Consider the following 19,513-nt stretch of genomic DNA (forward strand, 5'->3'; position numbering starts at 1 on the left):
TATCCGGAATTAGCTAGCTTCAATTTGAAGGGGTATATCCAATCGCATACGGAGTCCAGATTTCATAGATGGGCGAACCCGTCGAGCTCAATCCGCTGTGGTGCCACTCTCCGTCGATGACCTCAAAGTCAAATCCAAGGCTGGCTCCCACGCGGCTATTGTCTCTAGAGAAAAAGGTGATGTTTTCGGTATATTTTCCGTTGACAGCGGTGTAGGTTCCGCCACCCGTTCCGGAGAATTCTTTCGTCTCTGAGTTAAAGGCAATCCACTGGAATCGACCACCGCTTAAAATCTTGATCGTACGGCGTGCTCCGGGGGTCGATCTGGAGATCTCTCCATCCCGCTTCCTTCCTGTGATTACCCAGTTCCCAGTCAAGTCGTCTTTTGTGTCAGAGATTTTCTCCCAGATTTCAACCAGCATTCCGTCGTTCGTATTGGCTGTTAGCGTCAGCTTATTTCCGTTCAATTCGATTTTGAACGGAGTGGTCGTCCCAACCTGAGCGGGATTCAAAGTGAAGAAATCCAAGGTCTCAGAATATTTACCATCTGTATACTTGTATGGCCCGCCTCCTGCGCCAATGAAGGCGTTGTCAGCTACATTTTTCGCTCCGAAAGCAAAGTAATCATCCTGATAAACTTTGACGTATTCCTGCGCCGTCACAGCCTTTCCGTTTTGACTCACCAACTTCCAAGCTCCGTTTAGACTTTGGCCACTTGCCCAGCCGGCTAAAAGGAGAAGGGGTAATAGCAAATATTTTTTCATGTGTTTTTCAGTTTTCGGAATTTGAACAGTAATTGGCAAAAAAACAAAGTTCTCGAGCTTAGATGGTTATTTTGCGTTTCGATTGGCACCAGATGAAAGAATACAGCCTTGGAAACAGCAGAGAACAGGTCTATGATCTTTTCCCCGAAAGAAGGATCAAAATGCTTCAGTTGGGAGAAAAACATCTGGCCGCTGTAAGGATCGGCGAAAGGGTTTTTGTGTTTCAGGCGCATTGCCCACACCGAGGTGCCTCCCTAGTGCAGGGCAACATCAATGGACTAAACGAAATCATCTGTCCGCTCCACGAGTATCGATTCGATTTGACAACCGGCAGTATCCGCTCAGGCTCATGCGGCGACTTGGAAGTATACAAAACCGCAATAAATCCGGACGGTTTGAAAATCACGATTCCCTAAAGGAGCTTTTGGCCATTGGGCACAGGACGTTCTACGGTTGCTAGGACGATCCCACCCTCCAAGCCGGTAAATCCGGTAACTAGCACCTCAGACATGAAATCAGCAATCTGACGGGGCTTAAAATTGCAGACGCACAGCACCTGCAAGCCTATCAAATCCTCTGGCTGGTAAAAATGAGTCACCTGAGCCGATGATTTTTTGATACCAAGATCTGACCCAAGGTCTATCCAAATTTTGTATGCCGGATTATGGGCTTTCTCGAATACTTCTGCTTGAATTATCGTCCCTATCCTCAAGTCTATTTTGGTGAAATCTTCGAAGTCAATCGCTTGCATAGTGATTTTTTTTTTTAATTTTAAGAATATTTATTTGCGCCCTGTAATACGAACTCACTATTTTAATCTAACCAATGTTGAAATTCTCAGGATTTCATTTTAAAAAAACTCTCTTGCTCAGCGCGGCAATTTTGGGATTGACTATGATCGCGATAGATGCTTCTGCACAGTCAGAAGCTGAAAAAGGGGAGGAAAACAATTCAAAAGTCAATGACCGGGTGGTTTTGGAAGATCATAGTTTTCTTCAGGACAATCCTATCACCCCGGCGTTCTCTGCGAAGCCAAGCGCAGCAAGTGCTAAGCCCACTGCAATAGTAAAGAGAGATTTGCCAGCTGGTGGGGTGGTGTTAGACAAGGAAGTCAAAAAGAGTGAATCACCTTCCACATTGTCATTCAACATCTTCCTGTACATTGTCGACAAATTCAAAGCGGACTAAATCCAATCAGAATAAAAAAGAGGCCGAAAGCCTCTTTTTTTATTCCTCTGAAATAAACTTTTCCAGCTCACTCAGACTGATTTTTCCTTCGTAATAAGCCCGGCCGAATACAGCTCCTTTGAGACCCATGTCTCTGAGCTGTTTAAAATCATCGACTCCTCTCACTCCTCCGGAGGCTGCAACGTGGATCGATGGAAATTTTTCCAAAATATCCGAATAAAGCTCGAAATTCGGTCCCTGCATCACGCCATCGCGAGTCACGTCGGAGCATTTCAGGTATTTGAGCCCACGTTCGTAAAAGAACTCAATGTGGTCGAACAGGTCGATTTCGGTCTTTTTCAGCCACCCGCGAGTCTTGATTTTATGGTCTTCTGGATTGGTGTCTGCCGCAAGATTGATTTTTTCCCTTCCGTAGGAAAGCAGAAATTGGGCAAAGCGCTCGGGAAAATTTACTGCTGCTGAAGCAATGGTAACCGTTTTGGCACCAAATTCGAAGCATTTGATCACATCTCCATCCGTGGATACGCCCCCCGTAAAATCAACCTTCAGCTCGGTATATCCCGCGATTGCCTCTAATATGTGGTAGTTCTTCGGTTCCCCGCGTCTCGCACCATCAAGATCGACCAAATGAAGTCGCTTGACACCAATACCTTCAAAAGCTTGAGCGATCTCGAGAGGATTGTTTGAGATCACTTCCTGTGTCGCAAAATCGCCTCTTTTGAGGCGGACACACTTGCCTTCGATAATCCAAATGGAGGGAATAATTTCAAACATGGGTCTAAATTCGTCAGGATTAAAATGGGATTTTCGGGAATTACCTGCTTAAATATACTACTGACGGGCTGTATAAAAAGTCCGGTTGATCCAAAACTTGCCTATTTCAGAAAAACGACTTCGTAATTCTCTGCTCTTGAGGCAGTAAAACACTTGCTTTTTCAGGGAATCAAAATACCGATTCTTCCCCCGCTACCACTCGCCCAAATTGCCTTTTGATCCGGAGAAGTCTTCACTGCATGATAGCCTGTGGGAGAAAAATCATTCCAGCTTTTTCCTCCATCTGTGGAAAAATCCGAGCCAGAAGGTCCTACGGCGATGGTCAGATTTTTCTTTTTCCAGTAGGCCAGTCCTGAGCGATATCCGAGGGGCATGGCAATTGGATACTCAAAAGATCCGTCATTGTAAATAAATGCATGCTTTTCTCGGTCTTCCAATTTGGTATAGTCTCCTCCAACCGCAACAAGTCCGGCTTCAGTCGATGCTATCGCAAAAATTCCCTGAGAAGGTTCGCCTTGGAGGATCGGGGTTTTTACCTTAGTCCAAGTCCAATCTTTAAACCTGTAAAAATGGAGATTGGAAACGGGCCCTCCCGTACCGAAAATCAATCCAGTTTTGTCAGCTATCAACGAAGACGCACTTGCCGCAAAAGCAGCTTCGCCAATCTCCGCGTCAGGCAAATTCGTCAATGATTGCCAAGTTTTTCCGCCATCTTCGGTTTCCAAAATCATCCATTTTCCTTCAACAGGATCACCGATCACGTAACCATTCTTTCTATTGGAAAAACTGATCCCGTCAAAGAACGCTGCTTCGGCCTCTTCCTGATGGGCTTTGCTCCAAGACCTCCCTCCATCCACTGTTCTGTAGATCACGGCCGGCTGACCGGCGGAAGCTGCCACCGCAGTGTTTTGATCAAAGGCCTGGATGGATCTGAAATCAACCGTGTCCAATCCGGCGATCACGCCATGCTCCCAGGTCAGTCCGCCATCCATGGTCTTCAGCCAAGTGCCATTACTACCACTTGCCCAACAGATTTTGTCCGAAACGGGTGAAAGCCCCCTGAGGGAGGCTTTCACTGGTGTTGTAATCTCATTCCATTGGGGCCCTTGAGCTTGAGCGATAAACGCCCACATGATCCCAAAAGCCACAAGCATCATTCCTTTCATCCAAGATCTACTTTTCGGTAAGCCTCGATCAGCGCTTTTTCGCCGTCCACTCCAGGCAAAGCATTGCCGTGCTCCATTCCCATCACTCCTTTGAAACCTTTGGAGTCGATGAATTTGAAGACGTTTTTATAATTGATCTCGCCGGTTCCCGGCTCCTTTCGGCCCGGATTGTCGCCGATCTGCACATAGGCAATCTCGCTCCAAGTCTTCTCCATCATCGCAATCAGGTTACCCTCGTTTCGCTGCATGTGGTATATGTCGTAGAGGATCTTGCAGCTTGGACTACCGACCGCTTTGCAGATCATGTAAGTTTGATCGGCGTGGCGAAGGAACAAGTCCGGGTTGTCGCTCAAAGGCTCCAAAACCATCGTCAAGCCAGCTGGTTCGAGGATCTCAGACCCCCGCTTCAAGGCTTCGATGACATTTCCAGTCTGCACACCCATTGGAAGCGTTCTGTCGAAATAGCCTGGTACTACGGTCGCCCATTTGGCTCCCACACGCTTGGCAACTTCGACTGATTCCTTGCAGGTTTTTAGAAATGTATCCATAAACTCCTGCTTGCCGGTAGTCAGTGATACTTTCCAATTGTCTCCTCCTTCGATCACAAAAACGCCCATGCGCATTCCGAGATCATTCAGCGTTTTGCCGATTAGCTCTTGATCAGCCACGGATCTTTTCAGCATGCCATTGTCTTCCAAAGATCTGAAACCCTGATCCGCCATAAACTTCAATTCATCGACTATGCCACCGGGAGCCGAGTTTTTGAACATCCCAAAATGCGGTGCAAAGTCCATCTTGAATGTGGGTGCTGCTGCATTTTCTCCGGCAAAGGCAGGAAAATTCATTGCTCCGGCTGCGCCCAAAACAGCACTGCCTAAGCCCATTCGCTTGATAAATCCCCTTCTTTCCATAATCAGATAACTTTAGATTTGCCAGGAACAGCATGTGGATAGTAGCCATCTGGATTTGGTACGAGCTTTGGCGTGGCATCCCAAGCCAAGGTATCAGGGAACAGATCAACCGTTCCGCTCAACGCCTCGTCCCAAGTCAGGACTTTTCCAGAGTAGGTGGCATAGCGACCCATGATTGCGGTCATGGTTGACTTCGCGGCACGTTCCGCATCGGCAAATTTGTATTCGCCTTTGACTATTGCTCCCCAGAGCTCGTCGTGCTCAGTTTGGTAGGGGTTGGCTTGATTTTCTCTGTCGTGAGTGTAGAGCGCGTTGCCTTTCCAATCGGTCATGTTGCCATGATTGCCAGCGCTGAGATAGACTTTGCCTTTTGTTCCTTGGAATGTCTCATCTACACGATTGGCGGCTCCTGGGAAGTGGCGGCATTCGGAGTGAATTACCGATCCATCCGCATAAGTATAGGTCAGGATATGGTGATCAAAGATCTCTCCGGTATCCTTTCCGGTTCGCACTTGACGTCCACCGGTACCTTCGGCTTTCACCGGATAGCCATTCTTAGCCCAGTTGGCGACGTCGATGTTGTGTACGTGTTGCTCGGTGATGTGATCTCCGCAAAGCCAGTTGAAGTAATACCAGTTTCTCATCTGGTACTCCATCTCAGTCATCTCTGGCTTGCGCTCTCTGATCCACACGCCACCGTCATTCCAATAGACCTGACCGCCGACGATTTCGCCCAGCTGCCCGTCTTCGATTCGCTTCATTACCTCGATGTAATTGCTTTGATAGCGTCTCTGTAGGCCGACGACCACGTTTAGTTTTTTGGTTTTTGCCACTTCAGCCGCGGCCAATACTTTTCGTATCCCAGCGGCATCCGTTGCCATTGGTTTTTCTGCAAAAATCTGCTTGCCCTGGTTTACAGCTTCTTCAAAGTGAGAAGGACGGAAGCCTGGAGGTGCAGCCAAAATCACGACGTCCGCGGCAGCCATTGCCTTCTTGTATCCGTCAAAACCGACAAACTTCATTTCCTCAGGAACGTCCACTTTGTCTTTGCCATACTTGTCAAAAATCGCTTTGTAGCTATTGTCCAAGCGGTCTTGGAATGCATCAGCCATCGCTACCAATTTGATTGGATGACCGGTGTTGAATGCTTGGAAAACAGCTCCTGTACCCCGACCGCCGCAGCCAATCACGGCAAGTTTCAGTTCATTTGCGGGAGCAGCGTAGGCTCCGGGCACCAAAAATGAAGGTGCCATCATGCCGCCTGTCACCAGGGCGGATGTCTTGAGAAAGTCTCTTCTCGAATTCAGGTTTTTCATAGTTATGGTTAATTCAAGTTCAATAATCAGCGATAGGTGCTTGCTCGTAGTAGGCTTTGATTTGTTCGGAAGACGGGGGATTAAGCGGCCGCACGATTCTCAGACCGATAAAGGGTGCCTCTGGAAACCACCATTGGCTCTTTGGGATCTGCGGATCGATACGCTTCCAATACGGATCAGACACAGCCCGCACAGGCGAACCGATTTCGCTTTCTGGAGTTTTGAAACTGCCCCCTCTCACGACGTGCGGGTAGAGTTTTTCGGCAATATTAACGGGATTCTCCTTGCCGGATCTACTGTAGAAATCCGGCTCGTACAAGTCAATTGTCCATTCCTGCACGTTGCCATAGATGTCAAACAGCCCCCAAGGGTTCGGCTTCTTTTTGCCAACAGGCTGTGTTTGACCTTCGCTGTTGGTGGCAGTCCAGGCATACTCGCTTAGTTTTTCTTGATCAGTTCCAAAGAAAAAACGATCCTTGGATCCCGCACGGGCCGCATATTCCCATTCTGCTTCGGTAGGGATGCGATAGAAAATCCCGGTTTTCAGATAGAGCCAACGACAATACTGAAGCGCACCGTATTGGGTCATCCCAACGGCGGGCTTGCCTTCTTTTCCCATCCCAAACGTCATGTCCAAATAGGGCAAACTGGGTCGGGTCAAGCCATCTACGATCTCCGGCACGCCACCTTCAGTCATGGATTCTTCGTAATGCTTGTCGAGAAAAAGCTCAAACGCGTCCCAAGTCACTTCATGAGTCCCCATCCAAAACGCATCGAGGGTCACTTCGTGAATCGGTCTTTGATCAGGAGATTTTGGGTCTGTTGAACCCATCTGAAATGATCCGGCAGGAATCGGGGCGAGATCAAAGGTCACCTCAGTGCCGGGAATTTTCTGGGTATATGCTTCAAAGATTCCACTTTTATTCAGCTGAAAGCTCATGAGAATCAAGCCGGAAGCTGCAAGGTATTTTTTCATGGTTTAGTAGGGGCAATTACAAAATTAAATTTACACGGTTCTGATACTAATGGGCTTACTCTTTTGATAGATGGTATTTCATAAGGTCAATTCCTTTGTCTTTGGTGTAAAAAAGTAAATATCCTCCCAATACTTCGATCTTTCGCAGCTCTCCTTTCAGCGAAAGTCCAGACTGCTGTGCAGAAAGATTTTGGAATCCGCCTTTGCCATCTCCGAGGAAGACAGTGCTGTGGTTGGCATCGTAGCGTCCAAACTTGAGCTTGGTGTCAAAGAGATTTCCTCCGAAAACTAAATCAAGATTTCCATCTCCGTTCAAATCCGCCGAAGCGCTGGCCAAAACCGGAGCCAGCTGCGCCTGAATCGGAAGCGGTTTAGATTGGAATTTACCGCTTTGAGCCAAGACAAAATAGCTCGTCTCCAGCGTATTGACAAAGATCGAACGAGAATCCTTTCGTTCCTCGGCGGTAAATAGCTCCTCCATCTTAACTCCCGCAAAACTCTTGAAGTCCAGGTATCTCTTCTTAAGGAAAAGCACCTGACCGAGGATCTCGTCGCGGCTGGACGAAGGATATTTTTCACCCTGAATATAATAGCCCAAGATCGCATCGGTGGAACCATTCGCATCAAAATCTTTGAAAAGCAGCTCCAAAGGGTGCGTGTCGTTGGCGAAAAGCTGGGAGTTTCGGCCGTGATTTCCGATGAATAATTCCGGCTTTCCATCTTGATCCCAATCCGCAATCAGCAAGTCAGACCAGAATCCTACCTGTGGATTTTCGAAATATTCGGCGGTTGCATTTTCCCAAGAAGCAGAAGATCTTGCGAAGATCGATATCGGCATTGCATCGCCGACTACGATCAATTCCTCTTGACCATCCCCATTCAAATCCGCCAAACCGGAATCTGTGACCATGCCCAGGCTTTTGAAATCTGGTGCCAGAGTAGTGGTTTGATCCGTAAAGTTCCCCTTACCGTCTCCGACCCAAATTCTCGCACCAGGAGAAGTCGGATATTGGCCGGGAACAATGCGGCCTCCGGCGAAAATGTCCGCAATCCCGTCCCCGCTAAAATCCGCGGCAATCAAGGAACCGATCGGAAAAGCTTCTGTAGGTATTGCATTTGCAGAAAGAGTAAACGTCCCTTTGCCGTCATTCAAATATAGACGAGCAAGCAGCGTCGGGTCGCCAATGTTGAAATCATGCATTCCCCCACTTGCAACCAAAAGATCCGAAAATCCATCTCCGTTGGCATCGAAACTCAGCGCATCCGTGTCTTCGCTTGTTGCTGCCGCCAGAAAAGGTTGGGAATCCGGTCGTCCAAATTGCCCGTCTTTTTGTCCCAACTGAAGCCGTCCACTGATCCCGGCTCCACCACCCACGAAAAGGTCAGCGATTCCGTCGCCATTGAAGTCTTCCAAAACCATCGCTTTTCCGTTTCCGGAAATCTCAAAACTCAAGAGGGGCTGACGCTTGAAGTCATTCACGGCATTGGCTTGGGGCAAGGATATTTTGCCCGCGCTGGTTAATAATCCATTGATTATTTCAGGCTTCGACGACTGGCTTTTTCCAGCCTCTTCTTGCGAAATGACCTGCGTTTGGTTTGTCGGTGAGTCGACCAATCTGGAAACTTTTCCACCCGGCCAAGTGACGAGGATTGAATCGGATTTTGAGTTGGATCCCAAACCGAAAACCAAGGTCGGAGACACAGACGATTGGAATCCACGGTAGAGATTTTGCTCCTGCACTTGGATTTTCCCTGCGGAAAAGACTTTGATCAGTGCGCCTTGACCGAGTGTATTTTGCCCTTCACCTTTGAGCTCGATTCTCAGGAAATTGCCCTTGGCTTTTTGTACCGCAAGATTTTCATAGATAAAAGCCGGAGCGTTGATGTTGTTGACAACGAGATCCAAGTCTCCGTCATTGTCCAGATCAGAGTAGGCCGCACCGCTGCTGTTGCTGTTTTCGGCCAATCCCCAGGTGTTCGCTACATTTTCAAAATTCAGGTCGCCTCGATTGCGAAAGCTGTAATTCTTCAGATTGGAAGAACTCATGGACTTGACCAAAGTCAGCAAATCTTCACGCTTCAGCTGCCCGCCGGAAGTGCGCACGAAATTGTCCATGTATTTCAAAAAGTCCTGGTTGTTGTAGTCTCTCAGGTAGCCATTGGTCACATAGAGATCTTTCCAGCCATCCAAATCCAAGTCAGCGAAAAGTGCTGACCAGCTCCAGTCTGTATTCGAGATTCCGGAGAGCTGCCCGATTTCTTGGAATGTTCCATCTCCGGCATTTAGATGGAGCATATTGCGCATGTATTGGTAGTAGAATCCCCGGTCTAGATTGAGCTGAAACAGCTCGAAGTTGTCCGGAGACAGGAGAAGTTTCTGCCGGGTATTGTCCTCAGGAAGCATGTCAAGCGTCAGAATATCGAGCAGGCCGTCATTGTTGATGTCGGCGATGTCATTGCCCATGGAGAAGTGGGAAACATGATCCAGCATCGACTGGATTTCGTCCTTGAACTTTCCGTTTTTCTGGTTGATGTAGAGGTAATCCGGCATGGAGTAATCATTGCCGATGTAGATATCCGGCCAGCCGTCGGCGTTGATATCTGCTACTGAGACACCCAAGCCATAAGAAAGGCTAGAGCTGGAGATACCGGCTTTTTCGGTGACTTCTACAAACTTGCCACTTTGGTTTTCGAAGAGCTGGGATCCCGCCTCATGCTTGTCTTTCATGAGCGCCCGGGTCACAGCCGGATCCTGGTTTTCGATGGATTTGGTATTGTGGTTCAGGAGAAAGAGATCCAGGTCCCCGTCGAGGTCAAAGTCGAAAAAAGCCGCAGAGGTGGTGGTCGATTCTGAGGCAATCCCAAACTCCTCCGCCATTTCTCTAAACTGTGGGATTCCCTCGGTGTTGTTTCCTTGATTTACAAAAAGCTCATTTTTGCGTTTCTCCGGCATCAAGGCACCGGAGTGGCAGAGATAAATGTCAAGTTTGGAGTCGCCGTTGATATCAACTAAGACGACACCAGTCTTCCATGGTCCAGGCCGGCCGGTCGCACCGGAGGCTTGGGTAATGTCTTTGAACTTGAGGTTTCCCTCGTTGAGGTAAAGTTGGTTTTGGCCCACATTGGCCGAAAAGTAGATATCATCGAGACCGTCCTGATTGAGGTCACCGACAGCTACGCCTCCACCATTGTAGAGGTATTCATACATGAGTACGTTTAGATTGAGATCTTCTTCGATGGGATTGGAAAAAGTAACTCCGCTGGAACCTGCCGAAAGCAAGCGAAAGATAGGATCGGAGGGAGGGAGGGCTTCTTGTGTATTCGCTTGTTCATCTTTTTCGCAGGAGAAAATCAGCCAGGAAAAGCAAATCAGGCAAAAAGGTAATCGAAATAGTTTCATAGAAATAAAATCTGAGCTACCCCAGACGGGATAGCTCAGAAAGTTAATCAGGATTAGTTATTGTATCCCGGATTTTGAACCAGTTCAGTATTTCGGTTCATCTCATCTCGATGAATTGGCAAATAATACATCTTATCCAGCCAATCGCGGTTTTCCTTACCCGGATCCATATCGATTACTTTATAGACGTAATTGTAGATTTCCGGATCATAGCGATATAGACTAAGCGTTTTACCAGGCTTGAAAGTGCCGGTAATGCTTATTCCATTAGCTTGTCGCCCAAGTGTCTCGTTTGCAATCATCCAGCGTCGAGTATCATGGTAGCGCTGCTCTTCATAGGCCATCTCGATGCGACGTTCCATTCTATATCGCTGCCTCAAGGCGTCTCCAGTTTCAGTAATAGCAGGCTGCCCTACACGGAATCTGATCTGGTTGAGCCAAGCTTTTGCTTCCGCTTCCTGCCCTAATTCGATCGATGCTTCCACATAGTTTAAGACTGCTTCGGTATATCTCAGTACTGGCCAAGGGACTTGCTGCCAAGTATTTTGATCTACAATCGCAGGGTTCGCATCGATGAACTTACGGAAGTAGTAGCCGGTATAGGAACCATTCCAGTCTTCAATCGGGCTGTTACGGGTATCCAAACCAAAGTGGGTACCGGTACCTCCGGTAATGTCATATGTACCAGTCTGAATCTGACCCAATGGATCTCTAGATTGGTTGGCCGAGGATCTTGGCTTCCATTGTGATCCATCATACATGACAGAAGCATAGAATCTAGCATCTCTGTTTTCATAAGGTGCCGCTGCATGAGCCGGGTTACTCCATGAGAATTTGGTTCCGTCCATCATCTCGTAGTCGTCAATCAACAATTGAACCGGGGTATTTCCAGCCCAGTTGTTGTATCCGTTTGGCCCGTTGAAAAGTCCTTGACGACCGCCGTTTTCCTGCTTCAGGTTGATAAAGTATCTACCCAAAAGGATCTCCGCCTCCCCGCCGTTTCTGGCCATGGAGTTGTTGATGTAGTTTTGGATACCTGTGGCATGATCGACTGGCGCAGAGAGACCCATTTGGTTTCCTGTGTGTGCATCAAGTACCGCCTTGGCGGCAGCTTGGGCTTTTTGCCATCTTTCCGTTCTGTTGCCAGAAGGGTAAGCAAGCAAAGCCAGATTGCTATAACCCGCCAAATCCGGAGACTTGGCAGCGGCTGTAGGTCCGTCATGCAGGTCACTTGCCGCATAGAGTAATACTCGGGACTTCAATGCCAAAGCCGAAGTCTTGGTCGCACGACCTCGGATTGCAGATTGGCCGGTGAGCAAGGTAGCTGCCTCGTCCAAATCCTTAATAATGAAGTTGACACATTCCTCAAAGGTATTCCTTGCAGCCAAGAACGTTTCAGCGTCCAATTTGTAGGCGAAATCAACAATCGGGAACCCTCCAAAATATCTGAGAAGCTGATGATAATAGTAGGCTCTCATAAATTTTGCCTCGCCAATCAGTCTATCCGTACTCGCTCCAGTGTGCGGGAATTTTGCGTCCGTCATTTTCTCGATGGCAAGGTTCGTCGCTCTGATTCGGAGGTACATGTTGTTCCAAGAGAGTGTTCCGTTTATCCAACCTGGATTCTCCGGATTGGAACGCGACTCGGTGATCGTGTTGATGTTTCTACCCGGGTGGGTAAACATCGATTCGTCTGTTAGAGATGCGAGCATCTGCTCGTCAAAACCTCCATTGCCCAATCCTGAATAGATACCTACGACAAAAGCTTCCGCCAGATTGATATCTGTCCATACACTAGTCTCATCTACTTCACCTAGTGGCTTGGTATTAAGGAAGTCGTCGTTACATGCTGTAAGCGTGAAGCATGTCGCGAGCAGAATTGCAAAATAATTATTGATTCTTTTCATGATTCACAATTTTAGAAAGTGACGTTAAGACCTGTGCTGATGACTCTAGCTTGAGGATAGTATTGTCCGGTTGCGTTGGCAGATTCCGGATCGTACACCTTCAACTTGTCCCAAGTGAACAAATTGATGCCATTGAAATAGAGTCTCAGATTTCTCACTCCGGCCTTTTCAGTGATATGAGCCGGGAAATTATAGCCGAGCTCGAAGTTTTTCAAACGGATATAGTCCGAGCTTCTAAACCAGTACGTGTTGCCTCCAGAATAGTATTGGTCATTTCTGTTGGCTATTCGTGGATCGACGCTACTTGGATTGTCGATGGTCCATCTGTTTTCAGTGATATCTAAAAGGAAGTTACCGATGTTTCCTGATTCACCTGCACTGACATAGGTACGTGCACCGGTTGCACCTTGGAACAAGACAGCCAAGTCAAAATTCTTCCAAGCCATATTCAGGTTGATGCCTCCTTGGAACGTCGGAATGTCATTGTTATCCATTCTCACTCGGTCTTGATCTGTGATCTTACCGTCTCCGTTGTAATCCTGGTATTTCATATCGCCAGGCCGCAGGTTGTTGGTAATTGCACTGTAATCCAATGGCTCCGAGTCGATGTCTTCTTGAGTTGCAAAAACCCCGTCGTATTGATAAACCAAGAAGGTATTCATTGGTCTGCCGGTTGACATCTGCCATTCTGGAGCTCCAGGAGCTTCATCCCAGAAAAGAATGTTGTTTTTAGCATAGCCTCCGTTCACTGATGCAGAGAAGGTCACTGGCCCAAAATTGCCACGGTAGCCTACATTGATATCAAATCCTTTGTTTTCGACTTCACCGATGTTTTCTGCGGGTAAGATCAGACCTGTACTTTGAGGAACCGATGCATTTTTTCTCCAGAGAATATTGGTCCGCTTATTATAGAACAGGTCAAATTCGAAGAAGATCTTGCCCTGTAGGAATTGGCCTTCAAAACCCAAGTTGGAGTTGTTGGCAATTTCCCAGGTGATCCGATCATTTGGCACTCTGTTCTCGAGTAGTGTCTTCACTTCCTGACCGTTTACGATGTAGGAACTGAAGCCATAAGTGGATAAGAACTGATACTCTTGAAGTACGCCACCAAAATAAATCTGGTCGTTTCCAAGTTGTCCCCAAGATCCTCTGACCTTGAAGAAATCAAAGGTCTTGCCCAACGTGTTTTGCCAGAAGCTTTCATCAGAAACTACCCAACCCAACATAATACCAGGGAAGAAGCCGTATCGTGTGTTTTCAGGGAAGATGTAAGAGCCATCATATCTCCAGAGAAACTCCGCCAGATATTTCTCTTTGTAGTTGTAGGAAACCCGTCCGAAGTAGTTCAGACGAGCACGCTCATAAGCTCCACCTCCGTTGTTTTTCTCCAAGTCACCACCGGCAAACATCTGGTCAATGGCAGTGGACAGGAAGTATCTTCTAAACGCGTTGAAGTTGTCACCTTGTTCAGTTTCCTTATTGAAACCGGCCAACACGTTGATCGTATGGCTATCTGCGATTACCTTATCATAGGAGGCAACTGTACCCAGTAGAACATTTAGCTTATTTGCGTTTGACTGAGTCAATCTTGGTTCCGCTGGGCCACGCTTGGAAGGCACCAATTTCGGTGTCACTCCATCGTCCTCAAACCCCGTACCCATCTGGTACAAGATCCATGGAGTCTCCCAACGCTTGTTAAACTGCATGGTTTTATCCACAGCCGCAGTTCCGGTGATCTTCAAACCTTCCACACCGGGAATCTTGATCTCCAAGGTACCGTTGGTTTGGAAATAATCTCGGGTATCACGGTCGTATCCAGTAGCATTAGTGGTGATGACCACCGGGTTTTCACCATTCTCGATATCCGGTCCCGGAAGGCCGTTTGGCCAGTAGGCTGGCTGATTGGGCTTGCCTCTCATCTGCATTCGGAAGATCGCACCTGCCGCACGGGTTGGGTAGTATCGGCGTTCTTCTCGCCCCAGAATACCGACACCGACTTTGATGTATTTGTTGATGGTAGCATCCAAGTTCAATCGGATATCATATTGCTTGAAGCCAGTCGCAGAATTATTATAGTATGCATCTTGGTCTTGATAACCGATGGACGTCATGTACTTCACATTGTCAGTACCACCTACCAGCTGCGCATTGATTCGGGTCTGAGGAGACCAGTTTTTCAACGTCGCGTCGTACCAATCGGTATTTGGGTAATTCCAAGGATCAGAGCCATTTTTATACAGCTCTATTTCTTCAGGGCTATACGGAGCACTTCTGAGTTGTCCATTTGGACGGGTATACTCGCCGTTTTGCTTATAGGCTTGGTTGGCGGCTGCCCACTCACTGGTAGGCAGTGCATAGATGTCCAAATCGTTCAACATGCCTGCATATTGAGCTGCATCGGCTAGTTCTGGAATTACCGTAGGCTGAGCCCAGCCCTGATTGACCTGGAAGGTCAATTCCGGAACACCGCTTTTTCCCCTTTTGGTAGTCACGAGAATTACCCCGTTGGCGGCCCGAGATCCGTAGATCGCCGCTGAAGCATCCTTCAATACGGAGATGCTTTCGATGTCGTTAGGATTCAAGCGGTCAATACCTCCCGAACGAGCCGGAATTCCATCGATTACAATCAACGCATCGTTGTTACCCAAGGTATTGGATCCACGGATTCGGATGGAGGAACCATCGGCTCCTGGCTCGCCACTTCTGTTGACCGCAACTACACCCGGCATACGACCGGCAATGGAGTTGGATAGGTTGACGGAAGGAGACTTGGCCAGTTCGCCACCTTTAACAGTAGCTACGGCACCGGTGATGGTTTCCTTCTTCTGCTCACCGTATCCTACCACGATCACTTCTTCTAGGGATTTAGTATCAGGTGCAAGTCGTACATCAAATACACTCTGCGCACCGACTACAAGCTCATGGGTAGTAAAGCCGATAAAGGAAAATACCAGTACGGACTGGTCAGAATCAACCGCGATCTTGAATTTACCGTCCACATCGGTAACCGTACCTGAAGTGGAACCTTTAAGGAGAATGGAAACTCCCGGAAGTGGCAAATTATCCTCGCCGGAGATGACAACACCAGACACCTCCCGGGTCTGGGCCTGTGCGGTGCCCAAAAAGAGAAGGCACGTCAAGAATGACAGGCAGAATAGCCTGACATGAGTAGAGATTTTCATAGGCAGTTTTGGGTTAATGAAAATTAAACTACAATGTCCTCTATTTTCTGCCCAAAACTGTACCTGTTTGTTGCCAAAAACTGACTGTATTATGCCATATATACAAACGGTCCAACTATTATTACTCAATAATTGAGGAAGGTTTTACGATAGGTAGCCTTAGATGAGTCAAGAGAAAAATATTCACTCCCCAATTATCATCTCATTTTATTGGGATTTTAACAGGAAAAATAAGAATTGTGATAGCCAAAATTGAAGGCTTCGATCAAAGCCGTTTCACCACCTCTTTCTTAGGAATCCTGACAGACCACATCCCTCTTAGGTCGCCGACTTTGTGGTCAATTGCCTTATCATTGGGGTATAGCTGAGCAAGCTTTTGTGCGGTCGGGGCATCAATGTCTAGGCCCGGTGTACCATGACAGCTGAGGCAAAATTTACCGGGAATAGTGATCGGTTTGGTGTATAGAAAAACCGCCCCCTCTTCAATTTTCTGGATATTGGGATCACTTTTGCCATTATTTTCAGCAGTGTATTCATAGGCATCCAAGATCGGGGATTCGTCCTCGTTAGGTAGATTGGATGGATTCCTGTTTCGGTTTGAAACCCTCCGGATACCAACCTGATAGTGATTTGCAGTTTTCTCTAGGATCGGCAAAGCCTGCACATTGCAAAACTCCAATGCTCCCGTAGTTCCATTTTCGGCAATGGCTTTCTGAAGGTTTGAGATCAATTGAGCCTGAGCCTCGTTGGTGATCGAATCTCCCCAGGCCATCGCTTCTTCAAGGATCTCAGCCTCAGTAAAGCGTTTGACATCCATCGCTTCATTCACCTGCTCAAAAGTGTCTTTGGATATCCGCTCTTGAGGCCCACAGGCTAACATTAAAAATGGTATAGAAACATAACGCATTATTTTTTTCATGGCAGTGTCAATTAAACCATAAATTTATGACGCTATTGAAGAATTCAGGTAAAGTCAATTATTTATCTTGGATCGTACCGGCTCATGATCACCCATCACAAGTTACACCGAAGTAGGTTCAATCATTGAAGTACATGAAAAGACTTTTGTCTGTTTCCTTTATCCTCTTGCTTGTTTCATCAAAAACCTTTGGTCAGACCCTGACCCGTATGCATAGCTGGGGGCTTGACTTTGAGGCAATTGCATGGGCTGACAATCAAGATGGAATCATGGTCGGGGAACATCTAATCGCTCGAACAGGAAATGGCGGGCTTACTTGGGAGGAGGTTTTACAAAAATTCGACCTGAGGTTCTACGACGTGGTCTATTTGGAGGGGGGGAAAGCGGTGGCTGTGGGGGAAAAAGGATCCATATACCGTACACTCGATGGAGGCAAGAGTTGGGAAAAAAAGGATTCAGGAAGCCAAAACGACCTGCTGAGCATCGCGATATCCTCTCCGTCCGACCTTATCACTGTGGGCGAAAACGGGGAAATTCTGAAATCCAGCGATACCGGAGAGACTTGGACGAAAATATTGAGTGGATCCTCGGTTGACCTTTATGACATTACCTATGCCACTGCGAACACCGTATTCATAGCTGCCGATGGAGGGGCGATTCTGAAGTCCTTGGACAGTGGCGATAGCTGGACACTTTCAAATCTGACACAAAACGATGCACTGCACGGTATAGCTTTCTCAAGTGAAATGATTGGCTACGCCGTTGGAGAAAATGGAAGGTTTGTAAAAACAACTGATGGTGGAGTTTCTTGGGCAATTTTGAATTCGCTCACCACCAACACGCTTAGGAAGCTTGCAATCAGCCCAGTGGATGTGAGGATCGTAACCGCGGTGGGCGATTTGGCGACTGTTGTAAGAACGGCCAATTCGGGAAGCTCATTTACTAAACCTAGCCTCGGAGCCACAAACAAGCTCAGTCTAAAGGGGATTACCTTTGTTCCAGCTAGCAATCTTGCGACAGTGGTTGGCCAAACTGGATACCTCATCAGGTCAACCGATAGTGGAACAAGTTGGGGACAACTATTGGCTGGGATACGAAACAACTTTACGAGTGTCGATTTCAAGAATATCAATTCAGGATTTATAGGTGGAGAAGACGGAAGTCTTTTCGTGACCACGAATGGTGCGGTGACTTTGACTCATCGGCCTATTCCAGACTCGATTCTTATCGAAACGGTTGATTTTTGGAATACATCTTTTGGATACACCGGATCAGTAAACGGAAAGATCTTCAGGACCACAAACGCCGGAAGAAACTGGGTGCCGGTTTTCACACCCTCGGATCGAACTATTTCCGGTTTTTACCTTTTTGCTCCCAATGTGCTTTATTTGGCAGGAAGCCAGGGATACATCGCAAAGTCGTTTGAGTCCGGTGATGTGTGGGATCAGTCCGCAATCACGAATACAACAGAAGACCTTAAAGATCTCATGTTTTTTGACTATCAATTTGGATTTGCTATCGGAAAACATGGCCAGATCAGCTGGAGCGATGGGGGCGGTGTTTGGGAAACGCAACCAAAACTAACGGAGGAAAACCTAAATGCATTGGCTAAAATAGACACAACCAGAGCGTTCGTTGTTGGAGATGGAGGGGTGATCTTGAGAACGAATGACAAAGCCAAAACCTGGAAAAAAGTTGAATCCGGCACTTCCAAAAAACTAAACTCCATAGATTTCTTTGGGGAAAATTATGGATTCATTGCTGGAGAAGAAGGGCTTGTGCTGGTCACCTCAGACGGAGGCATCACTTGGGGTTCCGTACCCTCCGGAACGACCCGAAACCTGAGTTCCGTGAGTGCTGGGACTGACCAGAAAGTGTATTTTGCTGGTGATGACGGCAGTATTTTATCTTACATCTGCGTCGCCCCAGTTGGAAGCTTGGGCAAGATTACAGGTGAGTCAGAATCCTGCCAGACGACCGTAAATTATTTCATCGAGGGACTACCCGAAGCCGGTTCCAACATCGTGTGGAGAGTTGATGGTGGAGACATACTTTCCGGGCAAGGCACGAGCCAAATAGAGGTCAAATGGACAAGCCCAGGTAGAAACGCAGTTTTAGTCAGTCGATCCAACTTCTGCGGAACAGGCGAAACTTCCTCAATGGAAGTCAATGTCGCTGCGCCACCGCCCACCAATCTACGCATCGAAGGAGAGGGCGCTACCTGTACGGGTACTTCCTACAGCTATTCTATTCCCGCTACCGTCGGAGTCACTTATACTTGGGTAGTCACAGGAGGTGAGATCACTCAAGGACAAAGTACCAATGTGGTAAACGTCAGTTGGAATCAAAATGGCCCCCAACAAGTTACCGTCAATCTTAGAAACCCATGTGGGAATTCCGAACCTATACAGAAAACAGTAGAAGTCAATGCCGCTCCGGAGTCACCATTGGGGATTTCCGGCGAAGCTAGAGTGGGACTGGGAGAGCAGGTATATGAAATTGAGACGGTCGTCGGTCTCAACTACCGTTGGAGTATTTCTAACACAGGAGGTAAAATCCTCAGTGGTCAGGGTAGTGGTAAGATAGTAATGGTTTGGGAAAAAGAAGGTGATTATGAGATAGCTGTGGAAGCTCAAAACGAGTGCGGTTTTAGCTCTAAGCGGATCTTGTCCGTCAATGTGAATATTATCACGGCGCTTGAGCCCGTTCTTGAAGGCGATTTGAAAATTTATCCCAATCCAAGTCAGGGAGAGCTGACGATCACCTCAAGCGGGTTGGATTCTTGGTCGAGCATCTGGGTGCTGAATGCAATGGGGCAGGTAGTGAAAGAACGTTCAGTCTCTGCCGGCCAAGAGGAAGTACATCTCCAAGGATTGCCAAAAGGCCTACTGCTGATCCACTTTCAGGGGAAAAATGGAGCTTTGTCAAAGAAAGTTCTCGTGCGTTAAATGCCTGACGTTTTTTCCCGAGAAATGACAGAGAAAGATTTTGCAGGTGGAAAGAAAAATGAA

14 protein-coding genes are annotated in these 19,513 nt (G+C 47.5%); 3 read left to right on the forward strand and 11 right to left on the reverse strand.

The genetic code is table 11. The features are described 5' to 3' along the window. Positions 1-19: 19 nt before the first annotated feature. Positions 20-763: a lipocalin family protein gene (locus ABD031_RS03670; protein ID WP_343848495.1), complete on the reverse strand. Its 744-nt coding sequence runs from the start codon at positions 761-763 to the stop codon at positions 20-22. A 92-nt stretch (positions 764-855) separates the two neighbouring features. Between ABD031_RS03670 and ABD031_RS03675 the strand changes: the two genes are divergently transcribed. Then, complete coding sequence (locus ABD031_RS03675) at positions 856-1,179, forward strand: Rieske (2Fe-2S) protein (protein ID WP_343848497.1); 324 nt, start codon at positions 856-858, stop codon at positions 1,177-1,179. On the opposite strand, the gene ABD031_RS03680 is transcribed toward ABD031_RS03675, so the two are convergent. Continuing rightward, positions 1,176-1,514 carry a tRNA-binding protein gene (locus ABD031_RS03680; RefSeq protein WP_343848499.1) on the reverse strand — a complete coding sequence of 113 codons (339 nt, stop codon included), beginning with the start codon at positions 1,512-1,514 and terminating at the stop codon, positions 1,176-1,178. The two genes, ABD031_RS03675 and ABD031_RS03680, sit on opposite strands and share 4 nt — an antisense overlap. Before the next feature lie 143 nt (positions 1,515-1,657). Between ABD031_RS03680 and ABD031_RS03685 the strand changes: the two genes are divergently transcribed. After that, positions 1,658-1,951, forward strand: coding sequence for a hypothetical protein (locus ABD031_RS03685; RefSeq protein WP_343848501.1), 294 nt, complete (start codon positions 1,658-1,660; stop codon positions 1,949-1,951). Between the two features lie 39 nt (positions 1,952-1,990). Here ABD031_RS03685 and ABD031_RS03690 read toward each other — a convergent pair whose 3' ends face one another. The 9 genes from ABD031_RS03690 to ABD031_RS03730 form a co-directional block, all read right to left on the reverse strand. After that, positions 1,991-2,725, reverse strand: coding sequence for a 1-(5-phosphoribosyl)-5-[(5-phosphoribosylamino)methylideneamino]imidazole-4-carboxamide isomerase (locus ABD031_RS03690; RefSeq protein WP_343848503.1), 735 nt, complete (start codon positions 2,723-2,725; stop codon positions 1,991-1,993). A 161-nt stretch (positions 2,726-2,886) separates the two neighbouring features. Beyond that, on the reverse strand, positions 2,887-3,891 hold the full coding sequence (locus tag ABD031_RS03695; RefSeq protein WP_343848505.1) for a WD40/YVTN/BNR-like repeat-containing protein: 1,005 nt from the start codon (positions 3,889-3,891) through the stop codon (positions 2,887-2,889). Next, entirely contained in the window at positions 3,888-4,802 is a 915-nt protein-coding gene (locus ABD031_RS03700; protein WP_343848507.1) for a hydroxypyruvate isomerase family protein, read from the reverse strand. Before ABD031_RS03700 ends, ABD031_RS03695 begins: the two co-directional genes overlap by 4 nt. A 2-nt stretch (positions 4,803-4,804) precedes the next feature. Beyond that, positions 4,805-6,118, reverse strand: coding sequence for a Gfo/Idh/MocA family protein (locus ABD031_RS03705; RefSeq protein WP_343848509.1), 1,314 nt, complete (start codon positions 6,116-6,118; stop codon positions 4,805-4,807). Between the two features lie 19 nt (positions 6,119-6,137). Beyond that, a complete protein-coding gene (locus tag ABD031_RS03710; protein ID WP_343848511.1) occupies positions 6,138-7,094 on the reverse strand; it encodes a formylglycine-generating enzyme family protein in 957 nt (318 codons plus the stop codon). 55 nt (positions 7,095-7,149) lie between these two features. Continuing rightward, on the reverse strand, positions 7,150-10,494 hold the full coding sequence (locus tag ABD031_RS03715; RefSeq protein WP_343848513.1) for a VCBS repeat-containing protein: 3,345 nt from the start codon (positions 10,492-10,494) through the stop codon (positions 7,150-7,152). Between the two features lie 53 nt (positions 10,495-10,547). Continuing rightward, complete coding sequence (locus ABD031_RS03720; protein WP_343848515.1) at positions 10,548-12,401, reverse strand: RagB/SusD family nutrient uptake outer membrane protein; 1,854 nt, start codon at positions 12,399-12,401, stop codon at positions 10,548-10,550. A gap of 11 nt (positions 12,402-12,412) precedes the next feature. Next, entirely contained in the window at positions 12,413-15,583 is a 3,171-nt protein-coding gene (locus ABD031_RS03725; RefSeq protein ID WP_343848517.1) for a SusC/RagA family TonB-linked outer membrane protein, read from the reverse strand. A 265-nt stretch (positions 15,584-15,848) separates the two neighbouring features. Next, positions 15,849-16,502: a Tll0287-like domain-containing protein gene (locus ABD031_RS03730; protein ID WP_343848519.1), complete on the reverse strand. Its 654-nt coding sequence runs from the start codon at positions 16,500-16,502 to the stop codon at positions 15,849-15,851. A gap of 134 nt (positions 16,503-16,636) precedes the next feature. Between ABD031_RS03730 and ABD031_RS03735 the strand changes: the two genes are divergently transcribed. Next, entirely contained in the window at positions 16,637-19,450 is a 2,814-nt protein-coding gene (locus ABD031_RS03735) for a YCF48-related protein (protein WP_343848521.1), read from the forward strand. The last annotated feature ends 63 nt before the right edge of the window (positions 19,451-19,513 follow it).

The sequence above is a fragment of the Algoriphagus jejuensis genome (assembly GCF_039523455.1).
GTDB classification, from domain to species: Bacteria; Bacteroidota; Bacteroidia; order Cytophagales; family Cyclobacteriaceae; genus Algoriphagus; species Algoriphagus jejuensis.

Excerpts from the sequence above, each read along its gene's own strand:
- ABD031_RS03670 (WP_343848495.1), bottom strand. The coding sequence starts at position 763 with ATGAAAAAATATTTGCTATTACCCCTTCTCCTTTTAGCCGGCTGGGCA.
- ABD031_RS03695 (WP_343848505.1), bottom strand. The coding sequence starts at position 3,891 with ATGAAAGGAATGATGCTTGTGGCTTTTGGGATCATGTGGGCGTTTATC.
- ABD031_RS03725 (WP_343848517.1), bottom strand. The coding sequence starts at position 15,583 with ATGAAAATCTCTACTCATGTCAGGCTATTCTGCCTGTCATTCTTGACG.
- ABD031_RS03675 (WP_343848497.1), top strand. The coding sequence starts at position 856 with ATGAAAGAATACAGCCTTGGAAACAGCAGAGAACAGGTCTATGATCTT.
- ABD031_RS03690 (WP_343848503.1), bottom strand. The coding sequence starts at position 2,725 with ATGTTTGAAATTATTCCCTCCATTTGGATTATCGAAGGCAAGTGTGTC.
- ABD031_RS03685 (WP_343848501.1), top strand. The coding sequence starts at position 1,658 with ATGATCGCGATAGATGCTTCTGCACAGTCAGAAGCTGAAAAAGGGGAG.
- ABD031_RS03735 (WP_343848521.1), top strand. The coding sequence starts at position 16,637 with ATGAAAAGACTTTTGTCTGTTTCCTTTATCCTCTTGCTTGTTTCATCA.
- ABD031_RS03730 (WP_343848519.1), bottom strand. The coding sequence starts at position 16,502 with ATGAAAAAAATAATGCGTTATGTTTCTATACCATTTTTAATGTTAGCC.
- ABD031_RS03720 (WP_343848515.1), bottom strand. The coding sequence starts at position 12,401 with ATGAAAAGAATCAATAATTATTTTGCAATTCTGCTCGCGACATGCTTC.
- ABD031_RS03710 (WP_343848511.1), bottom strand. The coding sequence starts at position 7,094 with ATGAAAAAATACCTTGCAGCTTCCGGCTTGATTCTCATGAGCTTTCAG.
- ABD031_RS03700 (WP_343848507.1), bottom strand. The coding sequence starts at position 4,802 with ATGGAAAGAAGGGGATTTATCAAGCGAATGGGCTTAGGCAGTGCTGTT.
- ABD031_RS03705 (WP_343848509.1), bottom strand. The coding sequence starts at position 6,118 with ATGAAAAACCTGAATTCGAGAAGAGACTTTCTCAAGACATCCGCCCTG.
- ABD031_RS03680 (WP_343848499.1), bottom strand. The coding sequence starts at position 1,514 with ATGCAAGCGATTGACTTCGAAGATTTCACCAAAATAGACTTGAGGATA.
- ABD031_RS03715 (WP_343848513.1), bottom strand. The coding sequence starts at position 10,494 with ATGAAACTATTTCGATTACCTTTTTGCCTGATTTGCTTTTCCTGGCTG.